Below are 20,480 nucleotides of genomic sequence, written 5' to 3' on the forward strand. Positions count from 1 at the left end.
CTTAATTTTTAAATTTCACATAGAGAGGTCTTGGTTGTGAGTATCAATGCCACCCTCCTCGGTCAGACACTTGCTTTCATCATTTTTGTCTGGTGCTGCATGAAGTTAGTATGGCCGCCGCTGATTGCTGCCATCGAGTCCCGTCAGAAAACTATTGCTGATGGTCTCTCTTCCGCTGAACGAGCCAAGAAAGATCTGGATTTGGCCAAGGCCAACGCCACCGATCAGCTGAAAGAAGCCAAGCTGCAGGCTGCTGAAATCATTGAACAGGCTAACAAACGTAAAGCCCAGATCATTGATGAAGCCGCCATCGGTGCTCAGACTGAGCGGGAAAAAATCCTGACTCAGGGCCGTGCCGAGATCGAAGCTGAACGTCATCGTGCCAAAGAAGAACTGCGTAAGCAGGTTGCTGCTCTTGCCATTGCTGGTGCAGAGAAGATCCTGGCGCGTCACATCGACCAGGCTGCCAACAGCGACATCGTTGACCAACTGGTAGCAGAACTGTAACGGGAACGGGGCTATGTCTGAACTGACTACAATCGCTCGCCCCTACGCCAAGGCTGCTTTCGAGTTTGCCGTTGAGCACAAGGCGGTTGACCAGTGGCTGGGGATGCTCGGTTTCGCTGCGCAAGTAGCGGAAAACGAGACCATGCACAGCCTGGTAAACGGCTCTGTGGCGGCCGAAGAACTTGCAACGCTGTTTGTGAGTGTCTGCGGTGAGCAACTCGACGAGCATGGCCGGAACCTGATCAAGGTGATGGCCGAGAATGGTCGCTTGGGTGTGCTGCCGGCGGTCGTTGCTGAATTTGTAGCGTTCAAGGCTGAACTGGATAAAGAAGTTCAGGCTGACGTGATTTCGGCGATCGAACTGACCGACCAGCAGAAAGCCAATATTCAGGCTTCTCTGGAACAACGTCTCGCGCGCAAAGTGAAGCTGAATTGCAGCATGGATGCGTCCTTGATGGCCGGGGTGCTCATCAAGGCCGGTGATCTGGTAATCGACGGCACAGTCCGCGGTAAGCTGGATCGCATGGCTGACGCGCTGCAATCTTGATTGGGGTATTAGAGCATGCAACTGAATTCCACTGAAATCGCCGAGCTTATCAAGCAGCGCATTGCGCAGTTTGATGTCAAAAGCGAAGCGCGTAACGAAGGTACTATCGTCTCTGTGAGCGACGGTATCATTCGTATTCACGGCCTGGCCGATGCCATGCAGGGTGAGATGATCGAGCTGCCGGGCAACCGCTTCGCTCTGGCATTGAACCTGGAGCGTGACTCCGTCGGTGCGGTGATCATGGGTTCCTATGACGGTCTGTCAGAAGGAATGAAAGTAAAAGGTACTGGCCGTATTCTGGAAGTGCCGGTAGGTCGTGGTCTGTTGGGCCGGGTGTTGAACACCCTGGGTCAGCCGATCGACGGTAAAGGTCCGATCGACAACGACGGCTTCTCGCCGATCGAAGTGATCGCACCGGGCGTTATCGAGCGTAAGTCTGTTGACCAGCCGGTCCAGACCGGTCTGAAAGCCATCGATGCCATGATCCCGATTGGTCGTGGCCAGCGTGAGCTGATCATCGGTGACCGTCAGGTTGGTAAGACCGCCATCGCGATCGACACCATCATCAACCAGAAAGATTCCGGCATTAAGTGTGTCTACGTTGCGATTGGCCAGAAGGCCTCCACCATCGCCAACGTGGTACGCAAGCTGGAAGAGCACGGCGCTCTGGCTAACACTATCGTGGTGGTTGCCTCTGCCTCCGAAGCGGCTGCCCTGCAGTACCTGGCTCCGTATGCCGGTTGCTCCATGGGTGAGTACTTCCGTGACCGCGGTGAAGACGCGCTGATCATCTATGATGACCTGTCCAAACAGGCCGTAGCTTATCGCCAGATCTCTCTGCTGCTGCGCCGTCCGCCAGGACGTGAAGCCTACCCGGGTGACGTTTTCTATCTGCACTCCCGTCTGTTGGAGCGTGCTGCTCGCGTTAACGCCGAGTACGTAGAGAAGTTCACCAATGGTGCCGTGAAAGGCCAGACCGGTTCTCTGACCGCCCTGCCAATCATCGAAACCCAGGCCGGTGACGTATCAGCCTTCGTTCCGACTAACGTGATCTCTATCACCGATGGTCAGATCTTCCTGACTTCGCAGCTGTTCAACTCCGGTATTCGTCCGGCGGTTGACCCGGGTATCTCTGTATCCCGTGTTGGTGGCGCAGCTCAGACCAAGATCGTCAAGAAGCTGTCTGGTGGTATTCGTACCGCATTGGCCCAGTATCGCGAACTGGCGGCATTTGCCCAGTTCTCTTCTGATCTGGACGAGGCGACTCGCAAGCAGCTGGACCATGGTCAGAAAGTGACCGAGCTGATGAAGCAGAAGCAGTACTCTCCGATGAGCGTTGCCCAGCAGTCGCTGGTGCTGTTCGCGGCGGAAAAAGGCTATCTCTCCGATGTCGAGCTGAACAAGATCGTCGACTTCGAAGCCGCTCTGCTCTCTTACTCCAATACCCAGCATGCTGAGCTGATGGCTGAAATCAACGCCAAGGCCGACTACAACGACGCGATCGTTGGCAAGCTGACTGCGTTGCTGGATAACTTCAAGGCAACCCAGACCTGGTAAGCGTGTGTGGCAGCGCAAGCTGCCACCTGATGGAGAGTAAGAGATGGCCGGCGCAAAAGAGATACGTAACAAGATCGGGAGTGTGAAAAACACTCAGAAGATCACCGGCGCTATGGAAATGGTGGCAGCAAGCAAAATGCGCCGTGCGCAGGAACGCATGTCTGCCAGCCGTCCGTACGCTGAAACCATGCGCAAGGTGATCGGCCATATCGCCCAGGGTAACTTGGAATACAAGCACCCCTACCTCATGGAACGTGAGGTCAAGCGAGTGGGTTACATCGTCGTCTCCACCGACCGTGGCCTGTGTGGTGGTCTGAACATCAACCTGTTCAAGGCTGCCCTCAATGATATGAAGCAATGGAGCGCGCAAGGTGCCAAGGTTGACCTGGCACTGATCGGTAACAAAGCCTCCAACTTCTTTGAACGGCACGGCGCCAAGGTAAAAGCTCATGTCGCAGGACTGGGCGATAACCCGAGCGTCAATGACCTGATTGGTTCAGTCAAGGTCATGCTGAAGGCTTACGACAACGGTGAGATTGACAAGCTGTATCTGGTGTACAACAAGTTCGTCAACACCATGGTGCAGCAACCACGGGTCGATCAACTGCTGCCTTTGCCCGTAACTGAAGACAGCAAGCTTGCCAAGAAACACCACTGGGATTACCTCTATGAGCCTGATCCCAAGAAGCTGCTGGATACCCTGCTGATTCGCTACGTCGAGTCCCAGGTGTACCAGGGTGTTGTGGAAAACTTGGCAAGTGAACAGGCAGCCCGAATGGTTGCCATGCAAGCCGCGACTGACAACGCCGGCAACCTGATTAACGACCTGCAACTGGTGTACAACAAGGCCCGTCAGGCCAGTATTACCCAGGAACTGACAGAGATCGTATCCGGTGCTGCTGCGGTGTAAGGCAAGGGTTATCAAAGGTTTAGAGGATTTGACATGAGTAACGGTTTCATCGTCCAAATCATCGGCGCTGTGGTGGACATCGAGTTCCCGCAGAATGCCGTGCCCCAGGTGTACGATGCAGTGACAGTCGTCAGCGAAGGTCAAGGTCAGGGTCTGGTGCTGGAAGTTCAGCAGCAGATCGGTGGCGGCGTCGTTCGTTGCATCACTATGGGCTCCTCCGACGGTCTGCGTCGTGGGTTGGAAGTAAGTAATAGCGGTAAATCCATCCAGGTGCCGGTCGGTGTATCGACTCTGGGTCGGATCATGAACGTACTGGGTGAGCCAATCGACGAGAAAGGTCCGATCGGTGAAGAAGAGCGTTGGTCTATCCACCGCGCTGCCCCCAGCTACGAAGATCAGTCCAACAGCAACGACTTGCTGGAGACCGGCATCAAGGTTATCGACCTGGTATGTCCGTTCGCCAAGGGTGGTAAAGTCGGTCTGTTCGGTGGTGCCGGTGTAGGCAAAACCGTCAACATGATGGAGCTGATCCGTAACATCGCGATCGAACACAGCGGTTACTCTGTATTCGCCGGTGTAGGTGAGCGTACCCGTGAGGGTAACGACTTCTACCACGAGATGATGGAGTCCAACGTACTGGACAAAGTATCTCTGGTTTACGGTCAGATGAACGAGCCGCCCGGAAACCGTCTGCGCGTGGCGCTGACCGGTTTGACCATGGCCGAGAAGTTCCGTGACGAAGGTCGTGACGTGCTGTTCTTCGTGGACAACATCTACCGTTACACCTTGGCCGGTACTGAAGTATCTGCACTGCTGGGCCGTATGCCTTCCGCAGTAGGTTACCAGCCGACCCTGGCCGAGGAGATGGGTGTTCTGCAAGAACGTATCACCTCCACCAAGACCGGTTCCATCACCTCCGTTCAGGCCGTTTACGTCCCTGCGGATGACTTGACCGACCCGTCTCCGGCGACCACCTTCGCCCACTTGGATGCGACCGTGGTACTGTCCCGTCAGATCGCGGCACTGGGTATCTACCCGGCCGTTGACCCGCTGGACTCTACCTCTCGTCAGCTGGATCCGCTGGTAGTTGGCAAAGAGCACTACGAGACCGCTCGTGGGGTTCAGACCGTACTGCAGCGCTACAAAGAGCTGAAGGACATCATCGCCATCCTGGGTATGGATGAACTGTCAGAAGAAGACAAACTGACCGTAGCCCGTGCCCGTAAGATTGAGCGTTTCCTGTCCCAGCCGTTCTTCGTAGCAGAAGTGTTTACCGGTTCTCCTGGTAAATACGTGCCGCTGAAAGAGACCATCCGTGGTTTCCAGGGCATCCTGAAAGGCGAGTATGACGATCTGCCCGAGCAGGCGTTCTACATGGTTGGTGGTATCGACGAAGTCGTCGAGAAATCCAAGAAACTGTAAGCCTCGACAGGAGGGCCCATGGCAGAGATGATCTCCTTTCACCTGGATGTGGTGAGCGCCGAAGGAAAACTGTTTTCCGGTCGCGTGCAATCCGCTCAGGTATCAGGCTCCGAAGGTGAGTTGGGTCTCCGCCACGGTCATGCTCCGTTGCTGACTGCCATCAAGCCGGGCTTGGTCCGTTTGGTGAAGCAGAACGGAACTGAAGAGGTGTTGTACATCTCCGGCGGTGTGCTGGAAGTACAAGCTGAATCTGTGACCGTGCTGGCGGACACCGCGATTCGTGCTGATGACTTGGATGAGGCGAAAGCCCAGGAAGCCAAGCGCGCAGCCGAAGAGCGGATCCACAGCTCCCATGGTGATATCGACTACGCCCAGGCCGCCACCGAGCTGGCCAAGGCGATGGCTCAATTGCGAGTCATCGATATCGTCAAAAAGAATTACCGCTAATAACGGTGATGTAAAAAGCGACCTTCGGGTCGCTTTTTTTTTGCCCGTTCGATAGACTCCGCCGAGTATTTCCACACAAGTTCAAGGTCGAATTCATGTCTCTCAACGTCGTGATCCTGGCAGCGGGTAAGGGTACCCGCATGCGTTCCGTTCTGCCCAAGGTACTGCACCCGGTAGCCAACAAACCCATGGTTTCCCATGTGATCGACACTGCCCGTCAGGTCGGTGCCGAGCAGCTGCATCTGGTCTATGGCCACGGTGCCGAGCTGTTACAAGAGCGGATCGTGGCCGCCGATGTGAACTGGGTGCTGCAGGCACAGCAGCTGGGGACCGGTCACGCCGTCGCCCAGGCTATCCCGTTCTGGCAGGATGAAGACGATGTGCTGGTGCTCTACGGCGATACCCCGCTGATCCAGCCAGAGACCTTGCAACGACTGCTGGCTGCCAAGGCAAGCGATGGCATGGCACTGCTGACCGTGGTGCTGGACAACCCCACCGGCTATGGCCGTATCGTTCGTGAAAACGGTCTGGTGGTCGGTATCGTCGAGCAGAAAGATGCCAACGCCGAGCAGCTGACCATCCGTGAAGTAAACACCGGCGTGCTGGTGGCCAACGGCGGTCAGCTGCGCAGCTGGCTGTCGCGTCTGGACAACAAGAATGCTCAGGGCGAGTTCTATCTGACCGACGTGATCGCCATGGCGCACGGCGATGGTTGCCCAATCGCAGCGGTACATCCGGATCATGCTGCCGAGGTGGAAGGGGCCAACAACCGGGTTCAGCTGGCCGCCCTTGAGCGCAGCTATCAGCAGATGCAGGCCGAGAAGCTGATGATTGCAGGTGCTACCCTGATCGACCCGGCTCGCTTCGATCTGCGCGGATCCCTCGAGATCGGTGAAGAGGTGGTGATCGATGTCAACGTCATCATCGAAGGCAAGGTCGTCTTGGGCAATCATGTGCGTATCGGTGCCGGAGCAGTGTTGAAGGATTGCGTCATTGGCGATCACACCGAGGTGAAGCCCTACTCCGTCATCGAAGGTGCCCAGATTGCCGATCAGTGCTCGGTCGGTCCGTTTGCCCGTCTGCGTCCGGGGGCCGTGCTGGAGCAGGATGCCCACGTCGGCAACTTCGTCGAGATGAAGAAATCCCGGCTGGGGGTTGGTTCCAAGTGCGGTCACCTCACCTATCTGGGGGATGCTGATGTCGGTGCCAAAGTTAATATCGGTGCCGGTACCATCACCTGCAACTACGACGGTGTGAACAAGTTCCAGACCATCATCGAGGATGATGTGTTCGTTGGTTCCGATACCCAGCTGGTGGCGCCGGTGCGGATCGGCAAGGGTGCGACCTTGGGGGCGGGTTCCACCATCACCAAGGATGTGGCCGAGAACGAGCTGGTGATCACCCGGGTGCCCCAGCGTCACATCAAAAACTGGGCTCGCCCGGTCAAGAAGAAGTGATGCCCGATCAATAAAATAGAACCGGCGCCTGATGGCGCCGGTTTTTTTTGGCTTATGGATTATGGCTGATGGTTGGTGTCACTGGCCGATGGTTGGGGGGCTGCCCATGTGGTGGTGGGGGCGCTGTAGTCCATCACCTGATACCAGTCGAGCTTGCGGGTCAGCATCATGATCAGCGCCAGAGTGGCAAACAGCAGCAGGGCGCCGAGCAGCAGCGCAATCTCTTCGGCTTGCAGCAGGCTGTAGAGGATGGCATAGACCAGCCCGAGCAGCGCCGCGAAGCCGATCCCCTGTTTCGGGCCGCCCAGCACATGACTGAGATAGCAGCCGTTGAGCAGCACGCTGGCCAGCGCAGCCACCAGATAGGCCCAGCCAAAGCCGAGGTGTTCGGTCAGTGCCAGTAGCACCAGATAGAAGATGGCCAGCCCCATCCCCACCAGCGCGTACTGGATCGGGTGGACCCGCAGCCCCTTGAGCAGCTCGAACATGAAGAAACTGATAAAGGTGAGGCCGATAAACAGCAGGGCATATTTGGCCGCCCGCTCGTTGAGCTGATAGTGATCCACCGGCTGCACCAGACTGACGCTGAAGGTGGAGAGATTGCTATCGCCCCCGTTCATCATTCGGTTGAAGCGTGTCTCCATGTCGCTGGCGAACCAGCTGGTCTGCCAGTTGGCCTCAAACCCTTGCGAGCTCAGGGTGCGACTGCCCGGCAGAAAGTCGCCGATAAAGTTGGGATGGGGCCAGTTGCCCGCCAGCAGCAGGGTGCTCTCCTTGCCCAGCGGTACTATGTCGAGGGCATTCATCCCCTGCAGATTGAGCTCCAGATGAAAGGTGCCATCCTGTTGCGGCAGGCTGTCGAGCGGGGCATGGATACCCGCCAGTGCGTCACCGAGGCGGGCGCCGGGGGCAAACGGGATCCGCTGGGTGCCGAGCTGCAGCTCGGGGACGCTGTTGATACCGCGGGCATCGGAGAGCACCAGGCTCAGGTAGGGTTTGCCCGCCACCAGCTCGGCCGCTTCATCAAGCGGTGAGGTCGCGTCATCCAGCAGACTCTGTCGGGTAGGCAGGCGGCCGGAGAGGGTGAGCCGGGTCTGATAGACCTGCGCCTGATAGATGCCCAGCTTGCGCGGGGTGACCTCCATGTTGGCCTTGATATCCAGCTGCTGTGGCAGCAGGTAGCGGTAGACTTGCTCCTGACGGACGAAGCGCTTGCCCTCCTGCTCGACCGTTACCGAGCGGGTATAGGGCTGCACTATGATCGGCCCCATCAGCCGTTGCGGGCCGCTGCTGCTGGCCATGATGCTGTTAATGGCCTGACTGCGGTAAGCCTGACGCTCCCGGTTCAGCTCCATGATGGATTGCACCGGCACCATCAACAGCAGGCTGAGTAACAACAGCAGAAAGATCTTGTGGGTGAATATCTGTTTGACCATGACACGTCTCCTTGTTGGATGGAGCGAGTCTGTCAGCCTTGGGTGAAGCCGTGATGGGCTTGTGTGAAGTGGTGGTGAAGGGGGATAAAAAAACCGGCATTGCGCCGGTTTCTGGAGGAATTACAGGGTCTTCAGCTTCTCGGGCAGGGCGGCCAGCACCTCTTCTTTCGCCTTGAGGGAGGCGAACTGCTTACCGGGTTTTTGCACCACGGTATGGACGAAGATCAGCTGCTTGCCCGGTTTGCTGGCCCAGCCGACGAACCAGCCGATCTGCTGATCGCGGTTGAGGCTGCCATCCAGCTTCTTCGGGTAGCCCATGCCGGTCTTGCCGTGGATCTGCCAGCCGTAGATCTCGCTCACCTTGAGGATATTGGCGGTGTACTGCAGGGTCTGCGCCGAGACCGGCAGCTTGCCGCTCAGCATCTTGCCGAGGAAGCGGGCCTGCTCCTCCGGGCTGATGGCGAGGCTGGAGCTGAGCCAAGCCTGGGTTAGGCCGTCATGCTTGCCCGGATTGCCTTCGATATCCCGGTTGCCGTAGTCGAAGCGGTCGACGTACTGCTGGAAACGCTCCATCCCCAGCCATTCGGTGATCTGCTGGGAGAACCAGACCACCGAGTAGGTTTCCCAGCGGCGCGGCGTGGTGGTTTCGCGCCAGGCGGGCAGCCAGCCGTCATAGCTCGGCTTGTAGGGCAGCGCCGGATGCTCTTCATCCACCAGAAAACCGCTGTCGTAACCCATCAGCGCCAGCGGGATCTTGAAGGTGGACGCGGGCGGCAGCTGGGTGGAGCAATCCCCTTCGCTGGAGAGGGTCTGGCCGTTGCCGTCAGCATAGAGAAAACAGCCGCTGGCGGCGGAGGCAGGCTGTGCTGCGAGCAGACCGGTGGCCAGCAGGCTGGAGAGAAGCAGACGGGACATAAGCATTCCTTGAGCAATTGAATAAGAGAAAGCGGCAGTCTAGTGCGGCTTTGTGTAGTGAATGTGAAGTGGTGGGGCGGTGACTAGGCGAATGGCAGCCAGAGTTCGGCCAGCGCGCCCCCTTGCGGCCGGTTGCTCAGGGTCAGGCGACCGCCATGCTGGTGGGCCACCTCATGGGCGAAGCTGAGCCCCAGACCGCTGCTCTTGCCCTTGTCCGGGCGCGGCAGTGAGTAGAAGCGCTCGAAGATCCGTGGCAAGGCGTAGTCTGGAATGCCGGGGCCGCCGTCGGTGACCCGAAAACAGTAGCCCTCTTCTTGCAGGCTGCCGCTCAGGGTGACCTGCCCGTTGGCGGGAGAGAAGTCGATGGCGTTATCCAGCAGGTTGCCGATGGCTTGCTCCACCAGCAGTGGATCCCACTTCTGTTTCGGCGCGCTGGCCAGTTCGGCTGTCAGCAGGATCTGACGGCGCTGGGCGATGATCTGGCGGGCATCGAGGGTGCGCTTGCCCAGTTTCGCCGGTTCCACCGACTGGCGATCCAGCCCCTGCCCCGACTCCAGCCGTGCCAGTTGCAGCATTCGCTCGATCAGCCGCTGCATGCGGGCGGTTTCCAGATTGATGTTGCCGATAAAGCGCTTGGCGACCTCGGGGGGCGGGGTTTCGGCCAGGAGTTCTCCTGCCCCGCGAATGGCGGCCAGCGGGCTTTTCAACTCATGGGTCAGGCTATGGACGTAGTCCTCGATGTAGCCCTTGCCATCGAGCTGGTGGCGCATGGTCTCCAGCGAGCGGCCGAGCCGATCCAGTTCGACGGTGTGCAGCCGTGGCAGGGTTGCCGCCTCCCCCTTGCTGACCGAGTCGGCGTAGTGCACCAGTTTGCCTATGGCGCGGTTGAGCCACCATACCAGCAGGCTGCCGATCAGCAGCGAGATGAGCAGCATCTGGCCGCCGGCTCGCAGCAGCTGCTGTTCCCCCCGTTCGATGGCGGGCATCAGGGTGCGATTGGGTTTGGCGACGGTGAGGGAGCCGATGATTTGGGCCCCTTCCCGCAGCGGGGCCGCCACATACATGGTCGAGCTGGTGGCATCATCGGGATCGGTGCGGGTGCTGCGGGCGCCATATTGACCGCGCAGGGTGCGGTAGACATCGTTCCAGCGCGCATAGTCCTTGCCCAGATCCGTACCGTCCGAGTCGTAAATCACTACGCCTTGCCGGTCAGTCACATAGATGCGGTACTCCGCCTGCTGCTTGAGGTGGCCGTCGATCATCGCATTGATGGGATTCTGGTTGAGGCGGGCGAAGGCGCTGGCCAGTCGCCCGTTCATCATATTGCCCTCTTGCAGATCGTCGAGGGCCAGTGGCGCCAGCAGCTGGGTCATGTCCACCAGGGTATCCTCGGTGGCGCTGCGCACCCCCGGTTTGATCTCCTCGACGAAGATCTCCAGCACGAACCAGGCGGCCAGTGCGAAGATCAGCAGCAGCCCGCACAGCAGTTGCAGGCCGAGTCTCATGCCAGCTCCAGGCTGTAGCCCAACCCGCGATGGGTGAGGATCAGGTTGGCCTCGGGATCCTGCTCGCGCAGCTTGGCGCGGATGGTCTTGATATGGGTATCGACGGTGCGATCCAGACTCTCCTCCGCATCCTGCCACACCAGATCCATCAGCTGCTGACGGGAGTAGACCCGCCCCGGTGCCTGCATCAGGGTCTTGAGTAGTAGATATTCGTAGCGGGTGAGCGCCAGCGGCTGGCCGCGAAAGTGAATGCGGGCTCGCTCCTCATCCAGCACCAGCAGGGCGCTGGGTTGGGGGGCTACCGGTTGGCTGCGGCGCAGGATGACCCGCACCCGGGCGCACACTTCCCGTGGCGAGAAGGGTTTGGCCACATAGTCGTCGGCACCGATCTCCAGCCCGATCAGCCGGTCTATCTCCTCGCTGCGGGCGGTGAGGAACATCAGGGGAATATCGGTCAACGCCCTCACCTGCTTGCAGAGTTCGAAGCCGCTGATGTCGGGCAGCCCCACATCGAGGATCAGGAAGTCGGGTCGCGTCTGTTCCAGTCGTGTCAGCAGTTGTTGGCCCAGCATGAACCACTCCACCTCAAACCCGTCGGTTTGCAGGGCGTAAATCAGGGTGTCGGCGATGCTGGCCTCATCCTCCACCAGCCAGATGACTCTCTTTTGCATGGCATCCTCGTCGCAAATAGGCCCCCCATTCTGGCATCGAACCAAATCGGATCCTATTTGCTGTTTTATTTTTCCGAAAAAGGGGCTAATATTTCGATGTTCTTTCGAATCGAAACTTAAAAATGACCAAACGTAATACTCAACAACGCCGCCACACCATAGTGACCCTGGTACAAGAGCAGGGTGAAGTGAGTGTCGACGCCCTCGCCAAACACTTTGCTACCTCTGAAGTGACCATCCGTAAAGATCTGGCGGTGCTGGAGACCGGCGGTCTGCTGCTGCGCCGTTACGGTGGCGCCGTCCCCTTGCCCAGCGAGATGGTGGTCGAGGCCAATCCCGAACAAGTTTCGAACCGAAAGTTAGCCATTGCACGGGCCGCTGCCGAGCGGATCCGCGATCACAATCGCATCATCATCGACAGCGGCAGCACCACCAGCGCCATGATCCCCATGCTGGGCAACAAGCGCGGCCTCATTGTGATGACCAACTCTCTCAATGTGGCCGGTGCCCTGCGCGAGCTGGAAAATGAGCCTACCCTGTTAATGACAGGTGGCACTTGGGACCCTCACTCCGAATCCTTTCAGGGGCAGGTGGCGGAACAGGTGTTGCGATCTTACGACTTCGACCAGCTCTTTATCGGTGCCGATGGCATCGACCCGGAGCGGGGTACCACCACTTTCAACGAGCTGGTGGGCCTGTCGCGGGTGATGGCCGAGGTGTCGCGGGAGGTGATTGTTATGGTCGAGTCGGAAAAGATCGGCCGCAAGATCCCCAATCTCGAACTGCCCTGGTCGAGCATTCAGACCGTCATCACCGATGATGGTTTGGCCAGCGAAGCCAGAGAACATATTCAGGCTCAGGGCATCCAGCTTATCTGTGCCCCGCTCGCCTGCTGATACAGAGCACGGACATAACCGAATCAACGTTTTTGCATCTCAAGGAGAAGTGTATGTGTGGCATCGTCGGGGCTGTAGCCCAACGTGATGTGGCTGAAATTCTGGTAGAGGGCCTGCGCCGTCTGGAGTACCGCGGTTATGACTCCGCCGGTGTGGCGGTGTTCAGCGCCAACCAGCCGCTGCAGCGGGTACGCCGTCTGGGCAAGGTGGCCGAGCTGGCCAAGGCGCTCGACGAGCAGTCCGTCCATGGCGGTACCGGCATCGCCCATACCCGCTGGGCCACCCACGGCGAGCCCTCCGAGCGCAACGCCCACCCCCACGTCTCCGAGCATATCGTGGTGGTGCACAACGGCATCATTGAGAACCACGAAGAGCTGCGGGCCGAGCTGCAAGGGCTGGGTTATCTGTTCAGCTCCGACACTGATACCGAGGTGATTGCCCATCTGGTGCACCACGAGCTGAAATCCGCCCCCAGTCTGCTGGTGGCCATGCAGGTTGCAGTGAAGCAGCTGCGCGGTGCCTACGGGACCGTGGTGATGGATAGCCGCGACGACAGCCGCGTGGTGGTGGCCCGCTCCGGTTCACCGCTGGTGATCGGTCGCGGCATCGGTGAGAACTTCATTGCCTCCGACCAGATGGCGCTGCTGCCGGTGACCCGTCGTTTCATCTTCCTGGAGGAGGGGGATGTGGCCGAGGTGACCCGCCGCGACGTGCACATCTTTGATACCAACGGCAACGCCGTGGTACGTGAAGAGAAAGAGTCCGAACTCTCCCACGATGCCGGTGACAAAGGCGAATACCGCCACTACATGCTCAAAGAGATCCACGAGCAACCCAAAGCCATTACCAACACCCTAGAAGGGCGTCTGGGCAGCGATCACGTGGTGGTCGAATCGTTCGGCAACGGTGCCCGTGCCATCTTTGACAAGGTCGATCACATCCAGATCGTCGCCTGTGGTACCTCCTATCACTCCGGCATGGTGGCCCGCTACTGGTTCGAAGAGATCGCTGGCGTCTCCTGCGATGTGGAGATCGCCTCCGAGTTCCGCTATCGCAAATCGGTAGTGCGCCCCAACAGCCTGCTGGTGACTCTCTCCCAGAGTGGCGAGACCGCCGATACCCTGGCGGCGCTGCGTCTGGCCAAGGAGTCCGGCTACATGAGCTCGCTGGCCATCTGCAACGTGCCGGGCTCCTCGCTGGTGCGTGAATCGGATCTGGCCTTCATGACCCGTGCCGGTGCCGAAATTGGCGTGGCCTCCACCAAGGCGTTCACCACTCAGCTGGCTGGTCTGCTGATGCTGGTTGCCTCGGTCGGTCACTGCCGTGGCCACCTGAGTGCGGCTGCCGAAGCCGAACTGGTCAAGGCGCTGCAAGCCCTACCGCTGCGTATTAAAGAGAGCCTGGCGCTGGCCAAGGATATCGAAACCCTGGCCGAAGAGTTTGCCGACAAGCAGCACAGCCTGTTCCTCGGCCGTGGCAGCCAGTACCCCATCGCCATGGAAGGGGCACTCAAGCTCAAAGAGATCTCCTACATCCACGCCGAAGCTTACGCCGCTGGCGAGCTGAAGCACGGCCCGCTGGCGCTGATCGATGCCGAGATGCCTATTATCGTGGTGGCGCCGAACAACGATCTGCTGGAGAAGCTCAAGTCCAACGTGGAAGAGGTGCGCGCCCGTGGCGGTATCCTCTACGTGTTCGCCGATGCCGACACCGGCTTCAAGAGCGACGAGACCATGCGGGTCATGAACCTCAACCATGTGGAAGAGGTGATCGCTCCCATCGTCTATACCGTGCCGCTGCAGCTGCTCTCCTACCATGTCGCCCTGATCAAGGGCACTGACGTGGACCAGCCGCGCAACCTGGCAAAATCGGTGACCGTTGAGTAAGTCACTCCCAGAGATGAAAAAAGAGCCGCAATTGCGGCTCTTTTTGTTGCAGCTGAGGGTTACGACAGCCGCAGGTTGGTGATGGTTACCTCGTCGAGGGAGGGCACTATGATGCCGCTGGTGATCCCTTTGGCGATGGCCTGACTGCGGTTCTTCGAGTCGGTCTTGTTGGTCACCTGGGTCAGGTGAAAGTTGACCGTCCGTTCACTGATTCCGAGGATGGTGGCGATCTCCCAGGAGGTCTTGCCCTCGCTGGCCCAGAACAGGCACTCCTTCTCCCGATCCGACAGTTCGGTCAGGTATTTCATCATATCCGGTCTGCTTTTGATCAGCTGCAGCGCCGAGTTGAAGATGTAGCTGGCGCAGAACGACAGCAGCGGGACATTTTCAAACATCAGGTCGGAGTTGGATTTGTCCTTGGTGATGAATGACAAGATGCCGTGTTCCCCCTGCGGGGTGTGCAGCGGGAAGGAGACGCCATTGCGCACGCCGAAATCGGCCGCCAGGTTCATCACCTCCCGGCTGGCGCTGGGCAGCCAGGGTGAGTCGCAGTCGAGCTTGTTCCAGAAGATCGGCTGGGTCTGTTTCAGCCCCAGATAGACCACCGGATCCTGAGTCAGATACTGATTCTCGCTGTAGGCGTCAAACCAAGCCACAGGGCAGTTATTGAACAGCGCTACATGGGATTTCTGCATGCTGATGGGAAAAATAATCAGCAGACGAAAGTAATCAAAGCCCATTTGATGACTGAAGCCTTCCAGCAGCTGTTGGATATCGCTGGTTTTAGTTGCCTTGGTGAACTTGTCGATATGTTCCCAGATCGCATCGTTGAGCATTACTTTCTCCTTTTTCGATCTCTATCACACTGATCGAAAAGATTTTTCTCGTTATTTATATTTGTGTGGTGGCGGTTGGCGCCACTTATTCCGTGCCTGCTTAAAAATTATCCTGTTTTTGTGCATAAAGGCCAAGGAAATCCTCTCGTTGCCAGTCTGCGTTGCATTTGAGATAATGATAATAGTTATCATTAATAAGATGCGTTTCAATGAACAATTTATGGGGTGTGGCCCTGCTGCCACTGTCAGTCCACTTTGCTGTCATCGGGGATGAGCTGGTTGCTCCCGCCCTCAACAACAGCATAGCTGCCGGGAAAGCCTCCCAGCAGCGGGTGGAAAAAGCCGCCGATGCCGCTGTTGCTGCACGACTGGAGCTGCAAAATGCCCAGCTGCAACTGCGCGACCTCGAAGCCTACAACCGCTACATGCAATCTCTGGTGGCCGATCAGCAAAATGAGCTGGGCAAATTGAACCAGCAGCTGGAAGCGGTGCAAGAGACCCGTCAGGGCTTGATCCCGCTGATGCTGCAGATGCAGACAGATCTGGAACAACTGGTGCAAAACGACATCCCGCTGCGCCGGGAAGATCGCTTGGCGCGGGTTGAACAGTTGAAAGCGACCCTGGCCCGCGCGGACGTGAGCGAAGCGGAGAAATTCCGTCAGCTGCTGCAGGCCTATCAGATCGAAGCCGAATACGGCAGCCGGATGGATAGCTATTCCGCCGAGCTGGAGCTGGACGGTGCCCCACGTCGGGTCGATGTGCTGGCGCTGGGTCGGGTCTCCCTGCTGGCGATGACTGCCGATCGCAGTCAGGCATGGCGCTGGTCTGCCGAGGCAAAGCAGTGGCAAGCCCTCGACAGCCAGTGGCTCTCCCCCATCGCTGAGGCGATGGATGTGGCTGCCGACAAGAAAGTTCCTCAGTTGCTCAATGTCCCCCTCTCTGTCAGCCGCAGTCAGGAGGCCCAATCATGAGAGTCACCATGAAGTGGTTCCCCCTCCTTATTGCCCTCTCCTGTGGTGCCAACGCCGCGGTCGCCAATGATGACTGGCAGCAGCAGGAGCAAGCCCGCGAACAGCAGGCTCAGCAAGATCTGGCGACCGTTGCCAAGGAGCTCGGTACTGCCAGCGCCAGACTGGCCGATGCCCAGCGCCTGAGCAAGGAGCTGGCCGGCAAGTTCGCCAGCAACGAGAAGCAGCTGGTCGAGCTCAACGCCCAGTGGCAGCAAGCCTCCGGCGACATGAACGAGATCTTCTCGGTCACCCGTCAGGGCGCCAGCGATGCGGTCAAGTTGCTGACCGAATCAGCGGTCGAGGGTCAGCATCCTGATCGCCTCGCCCCGCTGAAAACCATGGCGCAGGATAAACAGGTGCCGGATCGCGCCGCCCTCGCCCTGCTGCCCGCCACGCTGCTGCAAGAGATCCGCGAATCGGGCCAGATTGCCCAGTTCAACGGCAAGGTGCTCGATGCCCAGGGGGCTGCCAGCGAGCAGTCGCTGACCCGGGTTGGCAGCTTTGCCCTGCTGGGGAGCGACGGCTTCCTGCAACCGACCGCCGAAGGCTTGAGCCCGGTACTGGGTCTGCCCGGTAGCGTACTCTCTGCCGTTGCGGCTTATCAGGGTCAGGAGGGGGAAGCGCTGCCGCTGGATCCATCTCATGGCACTCTGCTGGCGATGCTGGCGCAGGCGCCTACCTTCTGGCAGCAGGTACAACAGGGTGGTCAGGTCGGCGCCATTATCGTGCTGCTGGCTGCCATCGGTTTGGGGATCGCGGCGGTGCGGTTGTGGAGCCTCTCCCGCGAACTGACTCTGGTACGTCGCCAGCTCAGGAGTGGCGAGTACCATGCCGACAACGCCCTCGGTCGGGTGCTGACGGTGGCAGACAAACACCCCGAGCTGAGCATGGAGACCCTCGAACTGCGTCTTGATGAGGCGATCCTGCAGGAGACCCCTCGGATGGAGCGCGGCATCGGCATGGTCAAGGTGATCGCGGCCATCGCCCCCATGCTGGGTCTGCTCGGTACCGTGACCGGGATGATCGGCACCTTCCAGGCCATCACCCAGTTTGGTACCGGCGATCCCAAGATCATGGCGGGCGGCATCTCCATGGCGCTGGTCACCACGGTACAGGGTCTGGTAGCGGCCATTCCGCTGATCCTGGCTCACAGCCTGCTGCAATCCCGTTTCACCGAGCTCTCCAATGTGCTGGAGCAGCAGGTGGCCGGCATTCTGGCCGAGCGCGCCGAGAGCAATAACAGCGGGATGGAGCGAGCAGCATGATGCTCGACATCTGGCAACAGCTGCAGAGCTTCATGGGTCGTGGTGGCCCGGTGCTCTGGGTCATTCTGGTCCTGCTGGTGCTGATGTGGATTTTGATGATCGAGCGGCTGCTCTACCTCAATCTGGGTTTTGGCCCGTTGCAGCAACAGTTGCTCGGCCGCTGGCAGGCGCGCAGCGAGCGCCATAGCTGGCACGCTCGGGCGATCCGCAGCCGCTGGTTGGCGCAGAGTGAGCTTGCGCTAAACCGTCATCTGATCTTCATCCGCACCCTGGTGGTGCTCTGCCCCATGCTGGGGTTGCTGGGCACAGTGACCGGCATGATCGGCGTATTCGATGCGTTGGCTGCGGCCAACCGCTTTAACCCGGAGAGCATGGCGGGCGGGATCTCCCGCGCCACCATCCCTACCATGGCAGGCATGGTGGTGGCGCTCTCCGGCGTGTTGTTACTCAGTCGGCTCGAGAGTCAGGCCAAGCGTGCGCTGGCCAAGACCCGGGACTGCTTGCGAGAAGAGAAGGTAATGCAATGAGACGGCAATCCAAACGCCAGCGTGACGAAGTGCAGATCGACATGACCCCCATGCTGGATATCGTGTTCATCATGCTGATCTTCTTTATTGTCACCACCTCCTTCGTGCGTGAAGCCGGGCTTGAGGTGCACCGACCCCAGGCCAGTCAGGCCAAGGCGCAGAAATCCTCTAGCATCATGCTGGCGATCGGGGCTCAGGGTCAGATCTTCCTCGACCGCAAGCAGATCGATGTGGAGCGGGTACAGGCCACCATCGCCCGCCTGCTGGCGGAGCAGCCAGACGCCAGTCTGGTGATCCAGGCTGACGAACGGGTGCCCCACGGCAAGGTGGTGCGGGTGATGGATGAGGCCAAGGCGGCGGGTATCGCCAATATCGCCGTGGCGGTGGCGCCGAAATGAAATACAAGCTGATGAGCCTGGGGCTGGGGATCGCCCTCAGTCTGGGCATCCTGCTGTTTATGGCAACCCTGGTGGAGCCGCCCCGAGGCGAGAAGGTGGCGAGTGAGCAAAAATCCATCGTCATCAATATGCAGAACGAGGTGACCGAGGTGCAGGTGCGTGAGCGCCCGGTGCCGCAGGAACCCGATCCCTTGCCCGAGCCCCCTGCCGCGCTGGCGGCAACGCCTCTGCCAATGCCAGCCGCTGCGCCGCTTTCGCCGGCGCAACCAAGTCTGGATCTGGTTTCCAGCCTCAGTGCAGTGCAGGTTTATGCCCCCGGTGTGGCGACCAGCACCACTCCAGTACTGAGTGGTAACTACCACGGCCAGCAGCAGGGAACTGGCATTGGCGTTGGTGACATGCTGATGCCGTTGCAACGGATCGAGCCGGTCTATCCCTATCGCGCCCAGCAGGCGGGGATTGAAGGCGCCGTGACCCTGCGCTTTAGCGTAGATGCGGAAGGACGAGTACAGGATGTAGAGGTCGTTGAGGCCAAGCCCAAGCGTCAGTTCGAGCGGGCGGCCATTCAGGCGATCAATAAGTGGCGCTATCAGCCAAGGCCGGGTGCCAGCGACAAGCTGGTGCAGGTCATCACGCTCAAATTCAAACTGGAGTCATAACTATGTTGCGGATCTGGATCTGTCTGCTGGCCCTGGTCAGCCAAGCCTGTCTGGCGATGGAGGTCAGCCCTCACTTCTCTCGCCAGCTTGAACCGGTGATGAAGCTCTATCAGTCCGACCAGTGGCAACAGGCCCAGAGCAAGGCGTCCGGCCTCAAGCCAAATAGCGATGCCGAGCGTGCCTGGCTGGCCCAGCTGCAAGCCTCGCTGGCGGCCAATCTGCAACAGACCGCTCAGGCGAGCCGTTACGTCGAACAGGCCCTTGCCTATAAAGAGTGGCCCGAGCAGCAACAGCTCCAGCTGCTGCGACTGCGCGGCGATATTCAGGCCCAGCAATCCAACTGGTCCGGTGCCATCGCCAGCTACAAGGCGGCACTGGCGCTCAAGCCTGACGATGCACTGCGGTTGCGTCTGGCCGGCCTCTATTACCACAACAAGCAGTACGGTGAAGCTGCCAGCCAAAGCGAACAGTTACTGAAGAAGGGTTGGCAGAAGCAGGCTGCCATTATCCGCCTCTCGGCCCTCACCGCGCTGCAGCGTTATGGCGTGGCGGCAGAGCAGGCCGAAGAGCTGATCCGTCACGAGCCGACAGAGAGCAAATGGTGGCAACAGGCGGTATCACTCAACCTCTCCGCCAAACGTGGCGATCAGGCACTGGCACTGCTGCAGACCGCCATCGACAAAAAACTGATGGATGACGCATCAGCCCGCAATCAGCTGATCCGCCTCTATGCCTGGCAAGGGCTGCCTTATCGTGGTGCCCGTCTGCTGGAAGCGGCCATGGCCAAGGGACAGATGAAGCAAAGTGCTGAAAACCGGCAACTGCTGGCCCAATTGTGGGAAGGTGCCCGGGAGTGGTCACAAGCGGTCGATAGCTGGCAACTGCTGGCCAACCAGCATGGTCAGCCGAAAGCCGCCATGCGCGCCGCCGAACTGCTGCTGCAACAGGGTAAGACAGATGCCGCCATGACCCAGCTCGCCGCCATCAAGTCGGTAAAAGGCGAGCAAGGCAATCGTGTCAAAGCATTGCTGGTGCAGGCACACCTTAATAAGGAGCAGTATGCCCAGGCGCTGGAACTGGCCCGTGAGCTGCAGCAACAGGATAACTGGCAGCAGAAGGCAACCAGCTGGGTCAACTATATCCGTACGCAAAGCGAAGAGTTGAGCAAAAAAGCGGCGTAAATAGGGTGCCAAGGGGCTGTTTTGCGGCGTTCAGCTCGCTTTTCCAGCAAACGAGCGCATTTGTGCAAAAAAGCCCTTGTCATCCCGGTGCGGCTCCCTATAATGCGCCCCTACCAGCACGGCGGAACACGCCGGACTGATGAGCTAGCTTCCTGGTGAAGTGGGCGCCGAAAGAAAAGCGAAAACAATCGCTTGACTCTCGAAGTGAGAAGCGTATTATACGCCTCCTTAGCGCGACAAGCGCAACGCTCTTTAACAATTTGAATCAAGCAATCTGTGTGGGCACTCACAGCATCGAGCATCAAAATTAATTTTTGATTTTCAATGTCTGGTGAAGTGACCAAGACGATTTCTTAGCAATAAGAAGTCGAACAGTTTATTTCAGCAATTCATTGAGCCGCTGAATGTTGTTACTTCGGTAATGACACGACGCAAACCAAACTTAAAT

At 59.0% G+C, this 20,480-nt stretch carries 20 protein-coding genes; 15 read left to right on the forward strand and 5 right to left on the reverse strand.

Annotated features, from left to right (window positions below; translation table 11 throughout):
• Positions 1-36: 36 nt before the first annotated feature.
• From atpF to glmU, 7 genes are all read left to right on the forward strand, one after another.
• Positions 37-507 (forward strand): F0F1 ATP synthase subunit B, encoded by a 471-nt coding sequence (gene atpF, locus CF137_RS03345; RefSeq protein ID WP_101323219.1) that lies wholly within the window; start codon positions 37-39, stop codon positions 505-507.
• Between the two features lie 13 nt (positions 508-520).
• Positions 521-1,054 (forward strand): F0F1 ATP synthase subunit delta, encoded by a 534-nt coding sequence (gene atpH / locus CF137_RS03350; RefSeq protein WP_101323153.1) that lies wholly within the window; start codon positions 521-523, stop codon positions 1,052-1,054.
• 15 nt (positions 1,055-1,069) lie between these two features.
• A complete protein-coding gene (gene atpA / locus CF137_RS03355) occupies positions 1,070-2,611 on the forward strand; it encodes a F0F1 ATP synthase subunit alpha (protein WP_101323152.1) in 1,542 nt (513 codons plus the stop codon).
• 43 nt (positions 2,612-2,654) lie between these two features.
• Positions 2,655-3,521, forward strand: a complete 867-nt coding sequence (gene atpG / locus CF137_RS03360; RefSeq protein ID WP_101323151.1) for a F0F1 ATP synthase subunit gamma — start codon at positions 2,655-2,657, stop codon at positions 3,519-3,521.
• 33 nt (positions 3,522-3,554) lie between these two features.
• Positions 3,555-4,943: a F0F1 ATP synthase subunit beta gene (gene atpD, locus CF137_RS03365; protein ID WP_101323150.1), complete on the forward strand. Its 1,389-nt coding sequence runs from the start codon at positions 3,555-3,557 to the stop codon at positions 4,941-4,943.
• A gap of 18 nt (positions 4,944-4,961) precedes the next feature.
• Positions 4,962-5,390, forward strand: coding sequence for a F0F1 ATP synthase subunit epsilon (locus CF137_RS03370; RefSeq protein ID WP_162515814.1), 429 nt, complete (start codon positions 4,962-4,964; stop codon positions 5,388-5,390).
• Between the two features lie 95 nt (positions 5,391-5,485).
• Positions 5,486-6,847, forward strand: coding sequence for a bifunctional UDP-N-acetylglucosamine diphosphorylase/glucosamine-1-phosphate N-acetyltransferase GlmU (gene glmU / locus CF137_RS03375; protein ID WP_139717936.1), 1,362 nt, complete (start codon positions 5,486-5,488; stop codon positions 6,845-6,847).
• A gap of 59 nt (positions 6,848-6,906) precedes the next feature.
• Here glmU and creD read toward each other — a convergent pair whose 3' ends face one another.
• From creD to blrA, 4 genes are all read right to left on the reverse strand, one after another.
• Positions 6,907-8,283, reverse strand: a complete 1,377-nt coding sequence (gene creD / locus CF137_RS03380) for a cell envelope integrity protein CreD (RefSeq protein ID WP_139717938.1) — start codon at positions 8,281-8,283, stop codon at positions 6,907-6,909.
• A 120-nt stretch (positions 8,284-8,403) separates the two neighbouring features.
• On the reverse strand, positions 8,404-9,198 hold the full coding sequence (gene blaOXA / locus CF137_RS03385) for an OXA-12 family class D beta-lactamase (RefSeq protein WP_139717940.1): 795 nt from the start codon (positions 9,196-9,198) through the stop codon (positions 8,404-8,406).
• An 83-nt stretch (positions 9,199-9,281) separates the two neighbouring features.
• On the reverse strand, positions 9,282-10,703 hold the full coding sequence (blrB, locus tag CF137_RS03390) for a beta-lactam sensor histidine kinase BlrB (RefSeq protein WP_139717944.1): 1,422 nt from the start codon (positions 10,701-10,703) through the stop codon (positions 9,282-9,284).
• Entirely contained in the window at positions 10,700-11,374 is a 675-nt protein-coding gene (blrA, locus tag CF137_RS03395; protein WP_139717946.1) for a beta-lactam response regulator transcription factor BlrA, read from the reverse strand. The genes blrB and blrA overlap by 4 nt, the downstream gene beginning before the upstream one ends.
• Positions 11,375-11,496: 122 nt before the next feature.
• Here blrA and CF137_RS03400 point away from each other — a divergent pair, with 122 nt between their 5' ends.
• Together CF137_RS03400 and glmS are read left to right on the forward strand one after the other, a co-directional pair.
• Entirely contained in the window at positions 11,497-12,270 is a 774-nt protein-coding gene (locus CF137_RS03400; RefSeq protein WP_098971462.1) for a DeoR/GlpR family DNA-binding transcription regulator, read from the forward strand.
• Between the two features lie 53 nt (positions 12,271-12,323).
• Positions 12,324-14,156 carry a glutamine--fructose-6-phosphate transaminase (isomerizing) gene (gene glmS / locus CF137_RS03405; RefSeq protein ID WP_139717948.1) on the forward strand — a complete coding sequence of 611 codons (1,833 nt, stop codon included), beginning with the start codon at positions 12,324-12,326 and terminating at the stop codon, positions 14,154-14,156.
• A gap of 59 nt (positions 14,157-14,215) precedes the next feature.
• Here glmS and CF137_RS03410 read toward each other — a convergent pair whose 3' ends face one another.
• Complete coding sequence (locus CF137_RS03410; RefSeq protein ID WP_101317690.1) at positions 14,216-14,992, reverse strand: helix-turn-helix transcriptional regulator; 777 nt, start codon at positions 14,990-14,992, stop codon at positions 14,216-14,218.
• 209 nt (positions 14,993-15,201) lie between these two features.
• On the opposite strand from CF137_RS03410, the gene CF137_RS03415 reads away from it, so the two are divergent.
• Genes CF137_RS03415 through CF137_RS03440 form a run of 6 tightly spaced genes read left to right on the forward strand, consistent with a single transcriptional unit; the run spans position 15,202 to position 20,032 of the window.
• Positions 15,202-15,963, forward strand: coding sequence for a DUF3450 domain-containing protein (locus CF137_RS03415; protein WP_162515816.1), 762 nt, complete (start codon positions 15,202-15,204; stop codon positions 15,961-15,963).
• Positions 15,960-17,267, forward strand: coding sequence for a MotA/TolQ/ExbB proton channel family protein (locus CF137_RS03420; RefSeq protein ID WP_139717950.1), 1,308 nt, complete (start codon positions 15,960-15,962; stop codon positions 17,265-17,267). The genes CF137_RS03415 and CF137_RS03420 overlap by 4 nt, the downstream gene beginning before the upstream one ends.
• A complete protein-coding gene (locus CF137_RS03425) occupies positions 17,264-17,794 on the forward strand; it encodes a MotA/TolQ/ExbB proton channel family protein (RefSeq protein WP_139717952.1) in 531 nt (176 codons plus the stop codon). The genes CF137_RS03420 and CF137_RS03425 overlap by 4 nt, the downstream gene beginning before the upstream one ends.
• Entirely contained in the window at positions 17,791-18,192 is a 402-nt protein-coding gene (locus CF137_RS03430; protein WP_005339369.1) for an ExbD/TolR family protein, read from the forward strand. Before CF137_RS03425 ends, CF137_RS03430 begins: the two co-directional genes overlap by 4 nt.
• Positions 18,189-18,851, forward strand: a complete 663-nt coding sequence (locus tag CF137_RS03435; protein WP_101317696.1) for an energy transducer TonB — start codon at positions 18,189-18,191, stop codon at positions 18,849-18,851. Before CF137_RS03430 ends, CF137_RS03435 begins: the two co-directional genes overlap by 4 nt.
• A gap of 2 nt (positions 18,852-18,853) precedes the next feature.
• Positions 18,854-20,032, forward strand: coding sequence for a tetratricopeptide repeat protein (locus CF137_RS03440; protein ID WP_139717953.1), 1,179 nt, complete (start codon positions 18,854-18,856; stop codon positions 20,030-20,032).
• Positions 20,033-20,480: the final 448 nt, after the last annotated feature.

The sequence above is a fragment of the Aeromonas sobria genome (assembly GCF_006243315.1).
GTDB classification, from domain to species: Bacteria; Pseudomonadota; Gammaproteobacteria; order Enterobacterales; family Aeromonadaceae; genus Aeromonas; species Aeromonas sobria_A.